Annotated in this window: 19 protein-coding genes; 7 read left to right on the top strand and 12 right to left on the bottom strand. The window is 38.3% G+C overall.

Going from position 1 to position 20,167, the window contains the following annotated elements:
- Positions 1-66 precede the first annotated feature (66 nt).
- The 6 genes from HMPREF9073_RS15155 to htpG all read right to left on the bottom strand — a co-directional run bounded on the left by HMPREF9073_RS15155 (position 67) and on the right by htpG (position 7,792).
- Entirely contained in the window at positions 67-1,614 is a 1,548-nt protein-coding gene (locus tag HMPREF9073_RS15155) for an exo-alpha-sialidase (RefSeq protein WP_009414509.1), read from the bottom strand.
- 236 nt (positions 1,615-1,850) lie between these two features.
- A complete protein-coding gene (locus HMPREF9073_RS15150) occupies positions 1,851-2,423 on the bottom strand; it encodes an alkylphosphonate utilization protein (protein WP_002672699.1) in 573 nt (190 codons plus the stop codon).
- Positions 2,424-2,494: 71 nt separating this feature from the next.
- Positions 2,495-4,879, bottom strand: coding sequence for an outer membrane beta-barrel family protein (locus tag HMPREF9073_RS15145; RefSeq protein ID WP_009414508.1), 2,385 nt, complete (start codon positions 4,877-4,879; stop codon positions 2,495-2,497).
- Positions 4,880-4,981: 102 nt separating this feature from the next.
- Positions 4,982-5,404 (bottom strand): nuclear transport factor 2 family protein, encoded by a 423-nt coding sequence (locus HMPREF9073_RS16475; protein WP_009414507.1) that lies wholly within the window; start codon positions 5,402-5,404, stop codon positions 4,982-4,984.
- A gap of 35 nt (positions 5,405-5,439) precedes the next feature.
- Positions 5,440-5,718 carry an EthD domain-containing protein gene (locus HMPREF9073_RS16470; RefSeq protein WP_009414506.1) on the bottom strand — a complete coding sequence of 93 codons (279 nt, stop codon included), beginning with the start codon at positions 5,716-5,718 and terminating at the stop codon, positions 5,440-5,442.
- Positions 5,719-5,896: 178 nt separating this feature from the next.
- A complete protein-coding gene (gene htpG / locus HMPREF9073_RS15130; protein ID WP_009414505.1) occupies positions 5,897-7,792 on the bottom strand; it encodes a molecular chaperone HtpG in 1,896 nt (631 codons plus the stop codon).
- Positions 7,793-8,021: 229 nt separating this feature from the next.
- Between htpG and asnA the strand changes: the two genes are divergently transcribed.
- The 5 genes from asnA to trxB all read left to right on the top strand — a co-directional run bounded on the left by asnA (position 8,022) and on the right by trxB (position 14,121).
- Positions 8,022-9,026, top strand: coding sequence for an aspartate--ammonia ligase (asnA, locus tag HMPREF9073_RS15125; protein WP_034556069.1), 1,005 nt, complete (start codon positions 8,022-8,024; stop codon positions 9,024-9,026).
- A 141-nt stretch (positions 9,027-9,167) separates the two neighbouring features.
- Entirely contained in the window at positions 9,168-9,314 is a 147-nt protein-coding gene (locus tag HMPREF9073_RS15785) for a hypothetical protein (RefSeq protein WP_009414503.1), read from the top strand.
- Positions 9,315-9,329: 15 nt separating this feature from the next.
- Complete coding sequence (locus HMPREF9073_RS15120) at positions 9,330-12,065, top strand: hypothetical protein (RefSeq protein WP_009414502.1); 2,736 nt, start codon at positions 9,330-9,332, stop codon at positions 12,063-12,065.
- Positions 12,065-13,060: a hypothetical protein gene (locus HMPREF9073_RS15115; RefSeq protein WP_009414501.1), complete on the top strand. Its 996-nt coding sequence runs from the start codon at positions 12,065-12,067 to the stop codon at positions 13,058-13,060. Before HMPREF9073_RS15120 ends, HMPREF9073_RS15115 begins: the two co-directional genes overlap by 1 nt.
- A gap of 119 nt (positions 13,061-13,179) precedes the next feature.
- On the top strand, positions 13,180-14,121 hold the full coding sequence (gene trxB / locus HMPREF9073_RS15110; protein WP_034556070.1) for a thioredoxin-disulfide reductase: 942 nt from the start codon (positions 13,180-13,182) through the stop codon (positions 14,119-14,121).
- A gap of 99 nt (positions 14,122-14,220) precedes the next feature.
- On the opposite strand, the gene HMPREF9073_RS15105 is transcribed toward trxB, so the two are convergent.
- The 5 genes from HMPREF9073_RS15105 to HMPREF9073_RS15085 form a co-directional block, all read right to left on the bottom strand.
- On the bottom strand, positions 14,221-16,140 hold the full coding sequence (locus HMPREF9073_RS15105) for an LTA synthase family protein (RefSeq protein WP_009414499.1): 1,920 nt from the start codon (positions 16,138-16,140) through the stop codon (positions 14,221-14,223).
- A gap of 13 nt (positions 16,141-16,153) precedes the next feature.
- Positions 16,154-16,456: a hypothetical protein gene (locus tag HMPREF9073_RS15100; protein ID WP_009414498.1), complete on the bottom strand. Its 303-nt coding sequence runs from the start codon at positions 16,454-16,456 to the stop codon at positions 16,154-16,156.
- Positions 16,444-17,214 carry a 5'/3'-nucleotidase SurE gene (gene surE, locus HMPREF9073_RS15095; RefSeq protein ID WP_009414497.1) on the bottom strand — a complete coding sequence of 257 codons (771 nt, stop codon included), beginning with the start codon at positions 17,212-17,214 and terminating at the stop codon, positions 16,444-16,446. Before surE ends, HMPREF9073_RS15100 begins: the two co-directional genes overlap by 13 nt.
- Before the next feature lie 149 nt (positions 17,215-17,363).
- On the bottom strand, positions 17,364-17,819 hold the full coding sequence (gene dtd / locus HMPREF9073_RS15090; RefSeq protein ID WP_009414496.1) for a D-aminoacyl-tRNA deacylase: 456 nt from the start codon (positions 17,817-17,819) through the stop codon (positions 17,364-17,366).
- A complete protein-coding gene (locus HMPREF9073_RS15085; RefSeq protein WP_009414495.1) occupies positions 17,816-18,103 on the bottom strand; it encodes a hypothetical protein in 288 nt (95 codons plus the stop codon). Before HMPREF9073_RS15085 ends, dtd begins: the two co-directional genes overlap by 4 nt.
- A gap of 150 nt (positions 18,104-18,253) precedes the next feature.
- On the opposite strand from HMPREF9073_RS15085, the gene pdxH reads away from it, so the two are divergent.
- Both pdxH and HMPREF9073_RS15075 read left to right on the top strand, forming a co-directional pair.
- Complete coding sequence (gene pdxH / locus HMPREF9073_RS15080) at positions 18,254-18,895, top strand: pyridoxamine 5'-phosphate oxidase (protein ID WP_009414494.1); 642 nt, start codon at positions 18,254-18,256, stop codon at positions 18,893-18,895.
- A gap of 243 nt (positions 18,896-19,138) precedes the next feature.
- Positions 19,139-19,525 carry a hypothetical protein gene (locus HMPREF9073_RS15075; RefSeq protein ID WP_009414493.1) on the top strand — a complete coding sequence of 129 codons (387 nt, stop codon included), beginning with the start codon at positions 19,139-19,141 and terminating at the stop codon, positions 19,523-19,525.
- Between the two features lie 81 nt (positions 19,526-19,606).
- Here the strand turns inward: HMPREF9073_RS15075 and HMPREF9073_RS15070 are convergent, their stop codons facing one another.
- Complete coding sequence (locus tag HMPREF9073_RS15070) at positions 19,607-19,858, bottom strand: GlsB/YeaQ/YmgE family stress response membrane protein (protein ID WP_009414492.1); 252 nt, start codon at positions 19,856-19,858, stop codon at positions 19,607-19,609.
- Positions 19,859-20,167 lie beyond the last annotated feature (309 nt).

Below are 20,167 nucleotides of genomic sequence, written 5' to 3'. Positions count from 1 at the left end.
AAATATTGTAACAAATAATTTATTGATTGTTCACAAGAATTTCAAGACGACCTGTATTAATCCTTATTATTTTATAAATTCTTTGATAGGTATTTTCTGGAAGAGCAAATCACCGTCACCTTCGTAAAGAATACCTATGTATTTATTATCTATTACCGTAAGACAGGAATAGCCCATAACTGCTTGCTCATACAACAATATTGAAGGTAGTTTATCCCAAGTATTCCCTTCATCATCACTAACTTTGATAGTCATATTTACTCTATTCTTTGCATCATTAGGATTAGAGAAGAATAAATACTGTTTTCCCTTTTTGTCCTTATATGAGATAATACTTGCCATACAATTGGGCTCGGTGAGGGCAGTGCGGGAAGTGTTGTGCTCTATCCACGTTTTGCCCATATCGGCAGTAACGGCTACTGAACGCCCGTGATAGTTATCAGAAAGTTCATAATTAGAGCGATTACGATCGTCGCGCATATTGAGCATTAACGTACCATCGGAGAGTTCTACCACTTGAGATTCAGTTGTGTGTGTTTTAGCTCCTGTACCTACGTGCCACGTCTTGCCGTGGTCTTTGCTGTAAATAATAGTTGAATGAGGCACTTGGTCTTTATCTTTAAACTGACCTGCAAATACCAAGGTACCATTACTCATAGAGATACCTCTTCCAGGTCCTTGGAAAAAGAGTCTCCATTCGGGATTTTTGATTTGGGAGGTGATATTGATAGGTTCACTCCACGTTTTGCCATCGTCTTCACTTTTTACTACTACTATTTGTCCTGTTTCCTCAGGAGTCATTCCACTTTTAGAGCCCCACCAACTCATTGTTTGAGGGTCTAAGCCGTGCTGCCACAAGCCTATCACCCAAATAGTATTGGTTTGCTCGTCTACCAAAACTGCAGGATCTCCTACCCCATTAAGGCGGTTAGGTTTTCCTCCCCATTCACCCATATCAATCACTTTTTTCATTGGCTCCCACGTTTGTCCGCCATCGGTACTGCGACTCATTCCCACATCGATATCTTCTTGCAAATCCTTGCAGTTGTTGTAACGATTGTCGTAAACGGCTATCAGCGTACCTTTATTAGTGGTTACAAGCCCTGGTATACGGTAACACTCTATGCCGTCTTGTTTACGCTGACGAAGGGCAATAGCTAAACGTTGTCCTTCTTTTTTAGCATTATTGAGCGTAAATTTAGCCTCGTTAGTGGTGAGTTTTACCTTTGATAAGTAGAGTTTTTGCAAGAGGTCTGGTTTTTGAGTAGTACGAGCAGAAACCCAAACAAAAAGGGTATCATTAGTAGCTTTGAAATTCCCTTGTAGTTTGGTATTACAACTGAGATTCGAAGTTTTAGCAAAAAGTGTTGCTTGTTCTCTTTTAGCGTTAGCACCTACATAAACAGAGAGTTCAGATAGATTGAGCTTTTTACTTTTAAACTGCAAAGAAATTTCTTTTACCTCTGTTCCTTGCTTTACAGACAGTACAAATGAGGTAATAAGATTATCTTTATCAGTAGCCAAAGGCATTTGTGTTTGAGTAAAAGTCATTCCCTTTTGGGCATAGCCAAAGCTAAGGAAACATAATGCAATAATGGTAAATAGTTGTTTCATAAGAAATTAATATATTAATTTATCAATGTAGATTTATCAATTTAAAGTTATTTACAAAAAATATTTACTAATTTTCCGCAAAGGTATGATTTTATTTTTAAACTACCAAATAGAAAACGTGTCTATTTATTAAATTTCTCATTAATAAATAGACACATTCTGGTGTAATAAGCTTAGTCAAAGATATAAGTCATATAAACATTAGAGACTTTAGCTAAGTGTGTGATATAAAATTATTAGGCTTTCTTCACATATTGAGTGAGGATAACGATTTGTTGTCCATCAACTTTGCCTTCTATATATTCAGCGTTTTCGGGGTCGAGAGTGATTTTGCGCACAACAGTACCTTGTTTAGCTGTCATACTAGTGCCTTTTACTTTTAGATCTTTGATAAGCACAACGTTATCACCATTAGCGAGTACTGCCCCATTGCTATCTTTGTGAATTACCTTTTCGCTCTCTTCTAAATGATCGTCGGAGGCTTGGGCAAAAGCCAATTCTTCCTCATCTAAATACATCATATTCAAAAGGTCGAGCGACCAGCCTTCGTTTTTGAGTCGGTTGAGGAGACGCCACGCCATTATCTTTACAGGGCGGTGTTCGCTCCACATACTATCGTTGAGGCAACGCCAATGATTGCTATCCATCGTTTCGGGATTTTGTATTTGGCTAAGACAAGTACCACATACCAAAAGGCTATCATCTGTACTTTCGTTTCTAGCAGGAGGCACTGTATATACACTTAGGTTTTCAGTAGCTCCACAGAGCTCACAACAATTACCACTACGAGATTTTAGTTCTTGTAACATCTTAATTTAATTTGTCGATTTTCAATTAATTAATGTGCAAATATAGAGAGTTTTCTCTGAACTACACAAATTTATTCTTTTATTAATCTGTCTTTTTCTGAATTATCTACTTGTATTTCATTTGTTTTAGATTGATTATTACCAAACTTATAGATTACAGAAAAATGTACACTGCGATTATCGTTGAAGATTCTATTTCTAAATTTATAAGTGCTATAATCGACGCTATTCCTTGCTATTGTTGTGTTAAAAGGGTCGGTTAAGTAGATATTTACATTCAATTTCTGTTGTAAAAACGATAGAGAAGCTCCTAACCGCATTAGAAAAGTGTTCTTAGAAACATACATTTCTTCAACTCCTTTGGTGTTGTACAGCATATTCAAAAACAGTTTATTAGTTTTATCCTCATTCAAGGCTATGGTGAAATTTGATAACAAAGTGCCGTGTATTCCTCTTAAATTCTTATCAGGTAAACTTTCCTCTGCCGATTTAGATTGTTGATAGGATACATTAGCACTACTATAGTTAGATATACAATTAGAAATCTCCCAATTATAAGCTAACTCAGAACCTACACTATAAGTAGTTAATACATTCTTTGGTTGTGTTACTACTACATTGTTATTATTTTCAGTAGAAACTACAAAAGCCCAATTATCAGCTATTTTAGAACCATATAGAGAAAACGATAAGTTTCCTTTATACACATAACCAAACTCTACATTGGTGGTGATATTAGGCAATAAATCAGGATTGCCTATTTCGTAATTATTGGCGTCTTTGTAATTCCTAAAAGGATTCAAATCATATAAACTTGGCCTTGCAATTCGTTGGTTAAAAGAGAAAGCATAAGAATGATTATTATTTGGCTCATAAGAAAGAGATATGGTAGGGAACCAATTGTAATAACGTTTTTCATTGGTAATACTTGGGGTTATTAATGTTTCTCCTGTTTGGGTATGCTCATATCTTATACCAGCACTTAAAAAGAGTTTTTCAGTAAGATTGTGAGAGAGATTCAAATACATTGCCCATAAGCGTTCTTTGTAAAGAAAATCATTGGATTTTGAGGTATCAAAAACATCTAATCCGCCTATTTTATTGTAGAATTTCACTCCATTATCATTACTAAAATAAGTACCTTTACCACCTAATTCAATTTTTGTATTCAAAAAAGTTGTTTCTAAGTCGGTACCAAAAGCATTGATTTTGAAAGTATAGTCTATATTATTCTTATTTTCAAAAGAACTCTCTAACATTTGTCCATCTCCTCTGTAATTATTAGCTCTGAATACAGAGGTAGAATTATTCGTATTTCTATTATGATTGAAATAAAACTTTAATTGGCTACCCAAAGTATCTAATTTGATATCTAAATAAGGAGAAAATGAGAGACCTTTATTATTACCCAAAGTATTAGTAGGCAATTGTTGAGTTTTTAATACACTTTGGACATTATTGTAGAATTTAACCTCAGAATGCCCGTAAGCATTATTATCCCAGTTGCTGTAATTGAGGTAGAAACCCAAATTAATAGCTTTTACTAACTGATAGTCGGCATTGAGCTGATGACTTAATCCTTTGTCTATTCTCTCAGTATTTTCAACGGACTCTCTTTGCTCATCAGTGAAAAGTAGTTTGTTTTTATTCTCAAAATTCCTACTTTCATCACCATAAAACAAATTATAATTGAGGATTAGTTTCTCGTTGGAATAATTGAGTGTTAAAGCGTTATTTACGCTTGCTTTGGTTCTGAGTATAGAAGTTGAAGAGATATTGGCATCAAAACCTGTATTTAGTTTTTTCTTTAGCTTGATATTAATAAGACCTGTATTTCCTGCTGCATCGTACTTTGCTGATGGGTTAGTAATAATCTCTATTTTGTCGATATTCTCAGACCTCAATGTTTTTAAGTAATTCTTTAAATCATCACCTGAAATATTGAGCAGTCTATCGTCTATCATTACTAATACATTGCTTTTTCCGATAATTTTTAGTCCGTCGCTGGTGGGGTCGATTCGAGGAATGTTTTTGAGCAATTCATCACTACTGACCCCTGTAGAAAGTAAACTATTCTGTACATTATACACCAACCTATCCGACTTCTTTTCAATTAGTTGTTTCTTTGCTGTAAGGATTACTTCTGATAACTGATGTGCATTATCAACTTTCAGCACCCCTAAGTCTGTATTTTGATTAAGTACTATTGTTTTTTGGTATAGTATCTCACCTAAATATCTTATCACAAGGGTAAAGTTTCCTTTCTTATTTACAGACAATGTAAAATCACCTTTATTTCCCGATAATTCACTTAAAAAAGGTTTATTATTCTGATATAGTATCACTTCAGCAAATTCAATAGGGAGCTGGTACATATCAGTAACTTTCCCTTTTATTGACTGAGAAAAGAGAGAATAACTGAATAAGAAAAAGGAATATAGAAGTAAAGGCTTCATAATAGTTTATCGTATATTCTCTGCAAAAATAAAGTTTTTCTTAGAAACTACAAAAAAAAGAGGCACGAGCTTGTAGCTCGTGCCGGCGTGTGATAATTTTTATTATAAAAACTCTACTTTTAAATAACAAATTTTACCTTCTGAATTTAGTTTTGCTGTATCTTTACCTTTAAAGGCAAAGAAAGTACCATCTTTTCGTTTCTCTGAGACAGCCCAATGAGTCTCAAGAGTATTTTCAGCAACTTTAATGGTTTCCCAAAGGTGTTTTGTAGTTTTATTCCTTTCAAAGAATTGTTTAAAAAAGGAGATTACTGCAGTTTTCCCTTTCATTTGTGAGCCATCAGCACTTAACATTGTAATATCTTCAGAAAACAAAGCTATTAACTTATCAAAGTCTGCTACACTATTTCCTGCATAATCTGACAAATAGAAATACTCATCGAGAACTGTCCAATTCTTAGCTTCAAAAGGTAATTTATCAAATATTTTTTCCTCAGTACCGAGCCACATTACGGAGTTTGCCATATCTACAAATTTGAGTTCATCGGCACGGAGGTCGGCTAAGGCTTTTTGTCCCTCAGGAGTGTTGCGGGCTCTGAGAAAATCGTCTTTACTTTCATACCACAACCACCCATAGCATCAAAGGTAAAAGGGAGGGTTTCTCGCTGTGTAGACGATTTTTCATCAGTAGGTTGAAAAGGAAATGTTTTAGCATAATCCTTTATCAACAGGGCTTCTTTATAGTTTATTACTTTTTGAGAATGTGCTTCCCATAGTTTTATAAATTCTTCTGTGCTAAGATGCTGTTTCTTGCGCACAAACATTATAATCTTAAACATATCAATATAAGTTATCAGAATAATTAAAAGATTGTCTAAAAAATTGTAAGGGATTTTACAAAACGTTTCTACAAAATATATTGTAAAAATACCTAATTATCATTATATTCAACTTTGCCAAAGGTCGTAGCACGGCAAGCTATTAAGACCTTTGGCAAAGTGTAATGGTGTTCATTTACTAATTTGCTAATTTGTTAATTTCCCAATTTCTCTTTACAAAGTCGGCAAGTTCTTTACCTTTGAGGAGACCTTGTGAGAGTCGTGCTAAATCAAAGGCTTGCTTGATAAGGCTTTCTTTTTGAACTTCGTCTTTAGAGTGGAGGATAGCATCGGCTAAAGGAGAATTGCTGTTTACCACTACGTGATATACTTCGGGGAACCCTCCCATAGCGAACATACCCCCTCCTCCGGTAGCACTCATTTCCTTCATACGGCGCATAAACTCGGGTTGATTAATAACGAATGGCGTATCATCGCTGTCTAAGTCTTCTAACTGCACCATATAGCCTTCTTTAGGAATTACCTTCTCGATTTCAGCTTTCAGCGTGTTTTTCTCTTCGTCGGAAAGTTTGGCAATAATAGGTTCTTCTTTTTGTATCAGCTTAGCTACAGGAGCAGCATCTACACGAGTGAAAGTAAGTTTCTCATTATCACTTTCTAACTTCTGTATCAAGTGCGATACGATAGGGCTATCCAACAATAACACTTCGTAGCCTTTTTCTTTGGCTTGCTCAATAGCTGTGTATTGCTGTTCTTTATTTTGAGCGTATAACACTACCAAAGTACCATTTTTGTCGGTTTGTTCAGCTTTTATTGCTTCTTTTAGTTCTGCCAAAGTGTAATACTTGCCGTCGGTAGTGGGGTACAACATAAAATCGGCTGCTTTTTCGTAGAATTTATCATCGGTAAGCATACCATATTCGAGCACTATCTTAATGTCGTTCCACTTGTTTTGGAAGTCGTCGCGATTATTAGTAAAGAGTGATTTCAGCTTATCAGCTACCTTACGAGTGATGTAATTAGCAATCTTCTTTACATTACCATCGGATTGGAGGTAAGAACGCGATACGTTTAGCGGAATATCTGGCGAATCTATCACCCCTTTGAGCATTGTTAAGAACTCGGGCACTATACCTTCGACGTTATCGGTAACAAATACTTGGTTTTGATACAACTGTATGCGGTCTTTCTGTAACTGCATATCGTTAGTGAGCTTAGGGAAATAGAGAATACCAGTAAGGTGAAACGGATAATCTACGTTTAGATGAATGTAGAAAAGAGGTTCATCGAACTGCATTGGGTAGAGTTCGTGATAGAACGCCTTATAATCCTCATCTTTCAAATCGGCTGGCTGTTTCGTCCAAGCAGGATTAGGGTTATTTACAATATTATCGACCGTTACATATTCCGTTTTATAGTCGTCAGGGGCATTTTCAGGACGAGGTAACGGCTCTTGTTTTGTACCAAATTTAATTGGGATAGGCATAAAGCGGTTGTACTTGCGCAATAACTCTTCAATACGGAAGTCTTCCAAAAACTCAGTAGAATCATCGGCGATGTGCAAAATAATTTCAGTACCGCGTTCGGTGCGTAGGTCGGTTTCCTCTAAGGTAAATTCAGGACTACCGTCGCATACCCAGCGTACGGCTGGAGCATCGGTATAGGATTTAGTGATGATTTCCACTTGTTTGGCTACCATAAAAGCAGAGTAGAAGCCCAGTCCAAAATGACCTATCACTCCAGCGTCTTTGGCTGTATCTTTATATTTCTCCAAAAACTCCTCAGCTCCTGAAAAGGCAATTTGGTTGATGTATTTTTCGACCTCTTCAGCAGTCATACCGATACCTTGGTCGATTATATGAAGGGTTTTATTGTCCTTATCGACCTTCACTTCGATGATAGGGTTACCATATTCCACTTTTGCCTCGCCTATGGTAGTGAGGTGTTTCAGTTTAAGGGTTGCATCGGTGGCGTTAGAGATAAGCTCACGCAAGAATATCTCGTGGTCGCTGTACAAGAATTTTTTAATAAGTGGAAAGATGTTTTCCACAGAGACGTTTATATTTCCTTTCATTTTTATTTATTTTTTTAGTGTTAGCGTAATAGCGAAAAGAGTACCAAAGTACTAAAAAATGACAAAATGGCAGACCCCTATACTAATACCAAAATAATAAAACCTTTCCTCTATTCGAACACACATCGAACATGTATCGAACAAAACGCCAGCTCTTAATCATTAATATTGGTACAAATTTTGTGCATCTCTTCACCACCAATTCACCAAATCAGAAAATCAACTCATTATGATTATCATTCCTAAAAACTACTCATCGCCTTATGGCATTATGGACACTGAGCGCGCGATCAAGCTCATCAAAGATACTTTCGAAAAAGCTTTAGCTGAAGCCTTACACCTCACTCGTATCTCCGCTCCTCTATTCGTAAAACGCAATACAGGTCTCAACGACGACCTCAACGGAGTAGAACGACCCGTGAGTTTCGAAATGAAAGACGCCGAAGGTCAAACTATCGAAATCATTCACTCTCTTGCCAAATGGAAACGCTTGGCACTGAAACGCTATGGCATCGCACTACACGAAGGCATCTATACCGATATGAACGCCATCCGTCGCGATGAAACTTTAGATAATACCCATTCTATTTACGTTGACCAATGGGATTGGGAAAAAGTTATCGCTCCTTCCGACCGTTCCTTGGAATACTTACAACAAACAGTCAACCAGCTTTATAACGCATTTTTAGAAACTGAAGCTGCTCTCGTTGCTCACTACCCTAAATGTAAGGCTTTTTTGCCCAAAGAAATAACCTTCATCAGTTCGCAGGAGTTAGAAGACCGCTACCCTACTCTATCGCCTCAAAAACGCGAAGAAGTATTTGCCAAAGAAAAAGGGGCTATTTTTATCACTCAGATAGGTAAAACCTTGCGCTCAGGTAAAAAACACGACAACCGTGCCCCCGACTATGACGATTGGGAACTCAACGGCGACCTTATCATCTGGAATCCCTTGTTAAACAGCGCGTTAGAACTCTCGTCTATGGGTATACGAGTAGACGAAAAATCATTAGCACACCAATTGCAACTCGCTAATGCCGAACACCGCAAAACCTTAGACTATCACCAAATGTTGCTCAAAGGTGAACTCCCGCTCACCATCGGTGGGGGGATCGGTCAGTCGCGTATTTGTATGCTACTGATGCAAAAAGCGCATATAGGCGAAGTTCAAGCCTCTATCTGGACAGACGATATGCTGCAACTTTGCGAAGAAAACGGCATTCAGCTATTATAATTCAATAAATTATTGTACTTTTGCAGTTATAAAACCAAATTATGCAATAGCCGAAAATAGAAAAAGAAGATGGCTAAAAAGATAAAATGCTTCAAGAATTTATACAAAACATAAAAACATATCGAAAAATTCCTATAACAGATGAACATATACAATACGATGCTGATAGCTGAAGGACACTTTGAAGAACTCAACCCTCAAATAACTGCCTTTGTATATGAGTGTTACAATCATTATAACGAAGTGATGAAAGAATATATTGCATTCCCAATTACTTCAAATCAATAAAGTATATTCATTACTATGAAAAACAATATCTTTTGTACTATATCCTTATTAATAAGCAGTGTAACCCTTACCGCTCAAGAGTTGCTCCCTCTGCCTTTACGCCAAAAAGAAGAACTCAAAGCGCGTTCGTGGGTGCGTGAAACGCCTTTTGAACAGGTAATCGTAAAAGAAATAGGCAACCGCATCAGTGCGCTGAATGTAAACCCTAAAAACAGTAACGAGTTTCTCGTCGCTCCTGAAAACGGAGGTATCTGGCTCACCCAAAATGGCGGCGAAACCTATACCCCCCTCTGCCCTACCCTACCTACCCAATCTATCAGCGCTATCGCTATGGACTGGACTTCAGGCACTTTAGCACTTGCTACCCCCTACGGCATCTTCATCTCTGCTGATAAAGGCAAAACAACCAAATTCAGCGGATTGGCTAACGCACAACACATCAGCAGTTTGTACATCAATCCTATCAACCCTCAAGAAATTATCGCCGGAATATTAGGCAACCCCTACAAAGCCGACGAAAAACGCGGTATCTTCAAAACCACCGACGGTGGTAAAACTTGGCAACAAAAGCTATTTGTGAGCACTCGTGCTGGTATCAGCCAAATCAACTCCTCCCCCGATGGCAGTGTGCTTTTAGCCGTTGCTTGGGACGTGAACAGCAGTCAGTGGGACGACCTCCCTTATGGCAGCTATAGCGCTGTTTACAAGAGTGTTGATGGTGGAAATTCGTGGACAAAAATCACTGCAAACAACGGATTTATCAAAGGAAATAACATCGGCAAAATAGGGGTTACTTGTTTCAATTCGCAAATTTATTATGCCGTGGTTGATAACCGCAATCCTAAGAAAAAAGAAAACAATAACAGTCTGCAAAAAACAGCACGCATCCACCTTTCCGCTCAGGATTTCGATGCGATGAGCAAAGCCGATTTTCTTGCTTTAGACAACAACCGATTGAACATCCTCCTGCATAATATCGGTCAGGATAAGAAATATACTGCACAAAACCTCAAGGATATGATAGCTGCCGAGGTTACTTCGCCTGCTAAAATTCTCAGTTATTTAGGCGTTAGCACTCAAGAGATTATAGGTGCTGAAGTGTATGTAACTAACGACGGCGGTAACTCTTGGCAAAAAGCTAACAGCCAACCTCTCAACGATATGTACTATCAAAATGGAGAACAATTCGGAGGCATTGCCGTAAACCTTACCAATAAAAACCACTTGTTTATAGGAGGTTATCCTCTGCTCGAATCTGGCGACGGTGGCAAAACGTGGAGAAGCAAACAGCCGCTCTCTTTACAAAATAGTTATGAACAACTCTACTTACAGCAAGGTACTTTGTTCTGTACTACCCCTAACGGACTACAACTCTCTTACGACAATGGTAAAAGTTTTGCTACTAAAAACGTACCTCAAGCTATAGCCTTCAATCAGTTGTGTTACGACCAAGCGAGCAAAACGCCTTATTATGTGAGTGATCAAGCTGTATTGGCTCAGAACAACAGCCATTGGAATACTTTCAAAAGAAACATACATTCCCTTTCGTTTGGCAACGACAGCTATGCCGCCGAACCTTATGGCAAATTCTTCACTTTCTTCCCCGATAGAGACCAACTTTTCCCTCTCGGAAGTGCTTACTATGGTGAAAATAAAGCTCCTTTGCGCTTCGGTGAAAAAGCACCACTGCTCATATCTCCTCAAAATAAAGATATCATCTACATCGGGAGCAACAAGCTACATATCTCAATGGACAAAGGTCGCAATTGGCGCACTATTTCCGACGATGTAACTAATGGTAACAAGCAAGGTAACAAGGCTTATGGCACTATTTCGGCTATTGCCGAATCGCCTTTTATGTTTGGCTTGCTCTACACAGGTAGCGATGATGGTATGATTTACACCACCGATAATGGAGGCGTATCGTGGAAACAGATATACAACGCCTTCCCTCGCGCCCTAAAAGTGAACAACCTTATCGCCTCTAAGCACCAACGCAACCGCGTATTGGCAACCCTCATCAGCACCGATGAAACTCAAGGCGACCCCATTATTTTTATGAGTAACGACAACGGAAAAAGCTGGACAGACATTCACTCTAACCTCCCCGATGCCAAAGTGAACGTTCTCAAAGAAGACCCTAAGAACGAGCAAATTCTGTATGCCGGAACCGATAACGGCTTGTATATCACCTTCAATTTAGGCGAAAGTTGGCAACCGTTCAGCCAAGGACTACCCGAAACAGGTGTGAATGATATTTATATCGATGACTCAAACGGTGAAATGACCGTCGCTACTTTAGGACGTGGCATCTATCGCACTTCAGTGAAAATGATGCAAGAGCTCCGTGCGGCCATTGTAACTCAAGCCTTTTTCCCGTTAGAAACCCCCATCACAATCCCCTATTCACCCAATTGGGGCAATGCTGCAAGTGAATGGGATGAGCCCGTACAACCTAAAGTGTATTTCTATGCTTTTGCTGCCAACGACAATGTGGAAGTGCCTATTAAAATAATGAAAGGCAGAGTAACACTACAAACTTTCAACTACAAGAGCAACAAAGGTTTTAACTATATTCCTTACGACCTGAGCATCTCGCCCGAAGGTAAATTAGCTTATGAAAAAAGTCTTCAAAAGATATTCCTATCCACCGCTACCGATGGCAAAGTATATCTCCCAAAAGGGCGCTACACTGTAGTTTTCACCCTCCCCGATGGCTTTGAAGAAGAGAGAACTCTCGATATATTCTAATGAAACGATATACCGAAAAACATATTATTCTTTGGAAAGACGACACTTGGGTAACCTGTCCCGAGTGCCAAAAAATCGCCGTTGTTACCAATTGTCAAGTACATTGCCAGCACTGCGGTTTTGAAAAGAAAGCTGAAGAATTAGAGTTGTTTGCAGCTATCGTAAAACTCAACTGCCCCAATTGTGGCACCCCAATTGAACAACGACAAGGCGGACTGAAAGAAACCAATGAATTCCGGCAAGTGAAATGCCCCAAATGCAACGAAGAATATCTCGTAAAACCCCAATACGAATCCTACCGACAGCCCAACCCCTCTCCCTCTAACGGACTGAAATGCGATAGTACTTTCGGGTTGCCCTATTTTTTCCAAGAGAATGTGCGCGGCAACCTATTTTGGGCAAGAAATATGAGCCATTTAGAGGTAATGGAAGATTACATCGCCTCTGACCTACGCGAACGTGAGGGAATGACAATGGTAGCCAAGCTCCCCACCTTTGTAAAAAGCAAAAAGAACCGCGAATTACTACTAAAAATCTTGCGCAAATGGAAAGAAAAAGTATCAACCCCCGATTATAAGCTCCCTCCTTCCATAGCTACCGACCAAGTATACCTATTTTTCGCCGACGACAATGTAACTATTAGCGATTATTTAAAAGATAATTCTCACAAAATAATAAGTTCGGCAAATTACACCCAAGTATATCCGCATAAAAACGGTTATCAATGGGTGTGTTTCTACAAATACAATCGTATAAAGAGAGCATTTACTAAGGAATGGTTAGCGCAAATCCCTTTTGAAGTAAAAACCATCTACCTATATCATTACTACGATACTTCCAACGATGTCCAAAACATACTAAAGACCCTTCTACAACACTATCTACAAGAAAACACCCCCAACAGTCTATACATCAGCATTGGCGAAAAGTTACTCCCCGCCAATGAATTTCTTAATTTACTAATTCCCCGATTTGCTAATTCCCCAATTTGCTAATTTCCCCAATTTGCTAATTTGCTAATTTGCTAATTCCCTAATTTGCTAATTCCCTAATTTGCTAATTTGCTAATTATCTCGTATTTTTGCAGCCTAAATTTAAAAAAGAAAAAATCACTATGGCAAACATCGAAAAAATAAAATGCCTCATTATAGGCTCAGGTCCTGCGGGCTATACCGCGGCTATCTATGCCTCTCGCGCAAACCTTAATCCTGTTCTCTACCAAGGAGAACAACCTGGCGGACAGCTCACTACTACCAACGAGGTAGAAAACTTCCCCGGCTATCCTGAAGGCGTGATGGGCACCGAGATGATGATGCAATTAGAGCAACAAGCTAAACGTTTTGGCGCTGATATTCGCAATGGCTGGGTAACTAAGGTAGATTTTTCGGCTCACCCTCACAAAGTATGGGTAAACGACCAAGAACTCCACGCTGATGCCGTGATTATCGCTACAGGTGCTTCAGCTAAATACTTAGGGTTACCCTCCGAACAACACTACCTCCAAACAGGAGGCGGCGTATCGGCTTGCGCTGTGTGCGACGGTTTCTTCTACCGCAATCAACACGTGGCTATTGTAGGGGCAGGCGACTCAGCTTGTGAAGAAGCCCTTTATTTGGCAAACCTTTGCTCGAAAGTAACTATGCTCGTACGTCGCGATGAGTTCCGCGCTTCGCAAATTATGAAAGAACGCGTACTCAATTCACCTAAAATAGAAGTGCTTTTCAATACCGAAACTGAAGAAATTCTCGGTGACGGACAAGTTGTTACAGGTATGAAAGTCCGCAACAACAAAACGGGAGAAATAAGCGAAATAGCTATCACAGGTTTCTTTGTAGCTATCGGTCACAAACCTAATACCGATGTTTTCAAACCTTATATTGATACTGATGAAGTAGGCTATATCAAAAACGTAGCAGGCACTTCGCTCACTAATGTAGCAGGAGTATTTGTTGCAGGTGATGCCGCCGATACTCGCTACCGCCAAGCCATTACTGCTGCCGGTTCAGGTTGTATGGCGGCGTTGGACGCAGAGAAATACCTTCTTACTCTTGAATAGCTAAGAGGTAAGAGATAAGAAAGCGCGATGTTTATCATTGGAAACATCGCGCTTTCTCTTTTGCTAATTTATTTGCTTGTGCCGCTGGCACCTAATTTGCTAATTATTCAATTTGTGATTGATAATCCTATCCATATAATCCTGCATAAAGGCTTTTAAATCTTTGATACCTTTTTGTATTTCAGCATTATCTTCTTTACCTAAAAGATTATTTTTCAGAGCTCCATCTTCTTTTTTATACACCCCATTTACTTTGCCTGTCTCGTCTACGATATAAGTATAATTACCTTGCATCATTTGATACATCAGCGCATCCGAAATGAAAGCACGTGGTGTTTCATCAGGACGATTGGCAAACACACTGCGTCCCCAAGAGCGGAAAGGTTTTTTATACCCTATCAAATCTACTAACGAAGGATAGATGTCTATTTGTTGAGCGATATCCGAATTTACCCCTTTAGGCACTAAATTAGGATTCGGACTGTAAAACATTATCGCCGCTCCTCTACCTGTAATAGGCTCTTTATAAAGGTCGTAATAAGTTTGGTTAGGGTGATCATTCACAAAAGCAAAAATCGTATTGTTATACCAAGGTTGTTTTTTAGCACACTCAAAAAATCGTTTGATGGCATAATCGGTATAGCCAATACATTGGTGAATCTCTAAATTCCCTTTAGGAAATTTACCCTCATATTGTTTAGGAATTTGAAAAGGGTGGTGGGAGGAGAGCGTGAAAATAGTGCCTAAAAAAGGTTGTTTCTTTTCGGAATAAGTTCTGCACATATATTGGAAGAAAGGTTCATCCCAAATCCCCCAGTGTCCATCGTCATCAGCATCGTTATTGTACTCATTTTTACCGTAGTAATGGTCAAAACCTAAGATATTAGAAAAACCTAAGAATCCCATAGACCCATTAGGAGCTGAATGGAAGAAAGAAGTATCGTACCCCATTTCTTTGGCAATAGAAACCAATGATTGTGTAGGTTGTTTCACATAAGGTGATGAGGTATAAGCCACTTGAAAAGAGGGTATTCCCGCTAACATTGACGACATTCCGTGTATCGACTGGCGACCTGTGCAATAAGCGTTATCGAGCACATAAGAATGTTGAGAGAGCGAGTCTAAAAAAGGCGTATACGATTTAAAATCAGGAATATGCGTTTTAGTATTCATACAACCCCAATACTCTTTGCCAAAACTTTCTAAAATAAAGAGAACCACATTGGGTTGGGTAGTTACTTCGCGGTTATACTGTTTAATAGGTTTTAAATTCTCATTGATGTAAGCTTCATCTACAAAGTGATATTCTTTAAAACCTTTATTTTTGCCCATACTGCGAATAAGGCAAAAAGGCGTGTTGAGAATTGCATCAGCCTGTGCTGTAATATTCACGTGTCGGCTAGCATCAAGCATATTGATAGGACGAGTATCCGAGGTAAAACCTCCTCCGCGAATAGCCATCATTATCAGAGTGCCAAAACCTAAGAAAAATACGATTGACCACCCAAAGTAAGATTTCTTTTGAGCGATAGGCGTTTCAGTAATCTTCACGCGTTTATAGAGAAAAACCCAAAGTGCTATCAATAAAAAGAAGCCCACAAATAAATACCAATAGTCTATTAAAAAACTACCAAATAATTTCATCTTGTTGTTTTCGTGTTCAATAACAGCAAACGATGCCGAAGTGAGACGGGACTTGCTAAAAGGATAATATGCCATATCAATAAAGTTAGTAGTATAAGCAATCGTATTAGGTATAAAATACGACCAAAACACCACTTTTTGAAACTTTTTATGGGTATTTATCCACAAAGGGAGTAAACTGAGCAGTATAAACAGCAAGTTAGTATACATTATAGCACAGTTATCAAACGCTAATCCATAATAAAAAAGGTCTGATAAGTTATAATCACCCATTTCTCCGTGATTGAAATAGATAAACAAACCACGGGCAATAGCATAGAACAAATATACCAAAAAGATACGGTATAAAAAAACTATATATTCTCTAATTCTCATTGTATTTAGTTTTTTAAATGAATTGTAATATTAAAATAATGATGGTAAGCACTGCCGAAGCGATAAGCACCCCTCTGGCGCGTTCGTTTTCATAACGATTGATAAAAAAGAAGAAAACAGCAAGGTCTAACAAGGCGCCCAACAGAATGAGTTTTCCCAAATAGCCTCTGTAGTAAGCATCTTGAAGGGTTACACCAATACTGTTTTTAGAAAAAATAAGGATATAAGCTAATATCCCAATCGCATTAGCCAATATCCCTATTGTAAAACCTATAAGTTGATTTTTTCGGTTGTAGTTCATATCTATAAATCCCATTGTTTTAGCGGTTCAATATTTTGGTGAGCAGTAAGGTCAAACTGAATAGGTACAACCGATATATAGCCATTTTCAAGCGCCCATTGGTCAGTATCAGTACCTTCATCTTCATTCACAAAAGTACCTGTCATCCAATAGTATTTTCTTCCCTGTGGGTTCACGCGTTTGTCAAAACTCTCTATCCATCGAGAACGTGCTTGTCGGCATATTTTCACACCTTTAATTTCTTCCTTCTTGATATTAGGGATGTTTACGTTCAGCACTGTTCCTTTAGGCAACCCATTAGCAAGCACCTTCTCAGCAATATTTTTGATATAAGAGCGCGCTTGAGAGAAATCAGCATTCCAACTCGGGTCTAACAACGAAAAACCAATAGCAGGAATTCCCTCAGTACCCGCCTCAATAGCCGCACTCATCGTTCCTGAATATATCACGTTGATAGAAGCATTGGAACCGTGATTGATACCACTCACACACAAATCGGGCAGACGACCGTTCAGCACTTCGTGTTTGGCTATTTTCACACAGTCGGCAGGAGTACCACTACAAGCGTATTCGCGAGTAGCTCCGTTATGTGACGGCACAGGGTCGCAGTACATCGTTGTATCGAGGGTAACGGCGTGCCCTTTACCACTCTGTGGTGAATCAGGAGCTACTACCACCACTTCACCTAATTCTTTCATTATGTCTATCAGATAACGGATACCAGGAGCGGTAATACCATCGTCGTTTGTTACTAATATCAAAGGTTTTTGCATATTCAAAAAAAACGTAAAAAATATTAAGCGCACAAAAGTACAAAATAATTAACAATTTACAACCAACAATTTACAACTATTCAAAAAAAGATGTAATTTTGCTATTCCAACAAACATCCTAACCAAAGATAAAAAGTAATTACCGACATTTAAAAATCCTTATTTTTTGTATCTATCAAAATCGTTACTGGTCCATCGTTACAGAGATTTACCTGCATCATCGCTCCAAATTGCCCCGTAGGCACTCGTTTGCCAAGCAATATTTCCACTTGCTTTACAAACGCCTCATAGATAGGAATTGCCACCTCAGGACGCGCCGCCCTGATATAGCTGGGGCGATTGCCTTTTTTAGTAGCTGCGTGCAAAGTGAATTGCGACACAACAAGCACCTCGCCATCCACATCCTTCACCGAGAGGTTCATCACACCATTTTCATCTTCAAAAACGCGTAAATTCACTATCTTTGCTGATAGCCACGCAATATCCTCATCGCTATCGCTATCTTCTATCCCTACCAATACTAATAAGCCTTTATTGATAGAGGCTACCGTTTGCTTTTCTATATCCACTGAAGCGTGGTTTACTTTTTGAATAACTACTCTCATAAAAATCTTTCTTTAAGTCCTAATGCTAAAACTCTTTCTTTAAAATTAGTCCTCACTTGTGATGGTATTTGAGATTCATACTTAACATTCAAATTTAGTTTTGTGATTTCGTTTTCAGAAATATCACCCCCATCCTCCTTATAAGCATAAATCCACAAGCAGAAACCTTTAAACTTTAAAGTAAACTCATCATACTGTTTATCAAAACTAATAAGCTCTTCTTTAAAAAGTTCTTTAAGAACGTTTAAAGACGTTTCTATGCTAAAAAATACTTCTTTTGCCATAAAATCAGCACAACAATTAATCTGAATTAGAACTACCAAAATAAGCCACAAAAAGCATACCACCAAAAGAACAACGCAATATTATTCAATCTGTTACAAAAAATACGGTTGTGAATTGATAAATTATTAGTATATTTGCAAAAAAAATAAATGGACTTAAGTAATTATCGAAAAACCTATAACAAACGGGAACTTTTAGAGAAAGACGCACCCGAAAACCCAATGCAGCTCTTTCAAACGTGGTTTTATGAAGCCGATGAAGCTGATAGCATTGACGAAGCTAACGCTATGTCGGTCAGCACCATAGGGCTTGATGGATTTCCAAAAACACGCGTTGTACTACTCAAACAATACACTTACGAAGGGTTTATATTCTACTCCAACTCCCACAGCGAAAAAGGTAGAGCTATAGAAGCCAATCCGCACTTGTGCTTATCGTTTTTTTGGCCATCTCTTGAGCGACAAATCATCATCAAAGGTATCGCCGAACGTGTAGCTGCCAATACCTCTGATGGTTATTTCGAATCGCGCCCGTTAGGCAGTCAGTTAGGAGCAGTGGTATCGCCACAGAGCGAAGTAATCCCCACACGTGAGTACTTAGAAGAACGTCTACACACCTTAGAAGCCCAATACGAAGGCAAAGAAGTACCACGCCCTCCTCATTGGGGTGGCTACTTAGTGCGCCCTCTGAGCATAGAGTTCTGGCAAGGACGTCCCAACCGCCTACACGACCGCCTGCGCTACACCCTCACTGAAGATTACGACTGGAAAATAGAGCGATTAGCCCCGTGATGAGCTGAAACATTATCCCCTACCCTATTCTTCTATTTTAGGGTCGTCACTCAACCATTCTTGAATATTTTTTGCTTCATCTTCATCTTTCATATTGAGAAGATTAAGATATGTATTTACAAATTTCGAACAAGATTATAACTAAAAATCTCACAATTAATGTATTAAAAATTGCATAAAGCATTCCAATGGCATAGTTATTGCAACAAACTTTAATATTAATTTTTTTAAATTGAATCAAGTATGAAAAAAATTATTGCTTTAGTATCAGTGATTTGTTTATCACTAATAGCTTTTTCTTCTATATCTTGTAGCAAGAATGATGACCCAGCAGACAATGACCTTTTTGTAGGAACCTATAAAGGTAAAATCTCTTATTCAAATGGAGATGAAAAAAAATCTGCTGATAACGGAGCTGTGACAGTTGTTAAAACAGGAAATGACTATTATTTCCGTTTTTCAGACGGTATCCCTGACCTTAAAGGTATTAGTTTCAAAAAAGAAGGAGACAACACTTTAGTAAACATCGACTTGAAAGATGGTGTGAAAATCATTAGAATCAACGCCTCTTCTTTGAACATTTTGTATACTACAGATGGAAAAACCTGGATTGCTAACGCAAGTAGGTAATAATTCTAAAAAAAGCACTAAAAACCTCGAAAATATATAATTTTCGAGGTTTTTTTGATTTTTAATATGAGCTCTTCCTTATTACTTCTTTTTAAATATCAAATTTATCAAGAATAAAATAACGATAGCTCCAATAGCTCCTGTTAAGATAGCGCCAATCCATCCTCCTCCAAGTGAGATATGAAACACCTCTCCTAAAAGCCAATATCCCACGCCACTTCCAAGAATACCAATAATGATATTGCCAATAAGACCTAATCCACTACCTTTATAGATAGTTCCTCCTAACCATCCAGCGATGGCTCCAATAATAAGTGTTGCTATAATACCCATAATTTTTAATATTAAATTAGGGCACAAAGATAAGAATTATCATCTAAAAAAACAAATAAAAATCATAAAAGGGAGAGGCGCCCATTCCACCATCAAGTGCTATTGTTCAGATTATTTACTTATACATTTCGTAAATTGCTTTCAAATTTTGTAGCTCTGTAATGTAAGAGTCGCACGGACAGGAAAAACAGTGTGAGCTGCTTTCAAACTTTGTAGCTATGTGATTGATAACAACTTAGGTAATTTCCAAATTTGCTAATTCTCAAATTGGCTAATTTATAGTTGTGAATTGCTTTCAAATTTTGTAGT

Origin of the sequence: Capnocytophaga sp. oral taxon 326 str. F0382 (assembly GCF_000318295.1) — a bacterium.
Taxonomy (GTDB): Bacteria; Bacteroidota; Bacteroidia; order Flavobacteriales; family Flavobacteriaceae; genus Capnocytophaga; species Capnocytophaga periodontitidis.
Note: the sequence above shows the minus strand (reverse complement) of the source record. Positions and strands in the feature narration are given on the sequence as shown.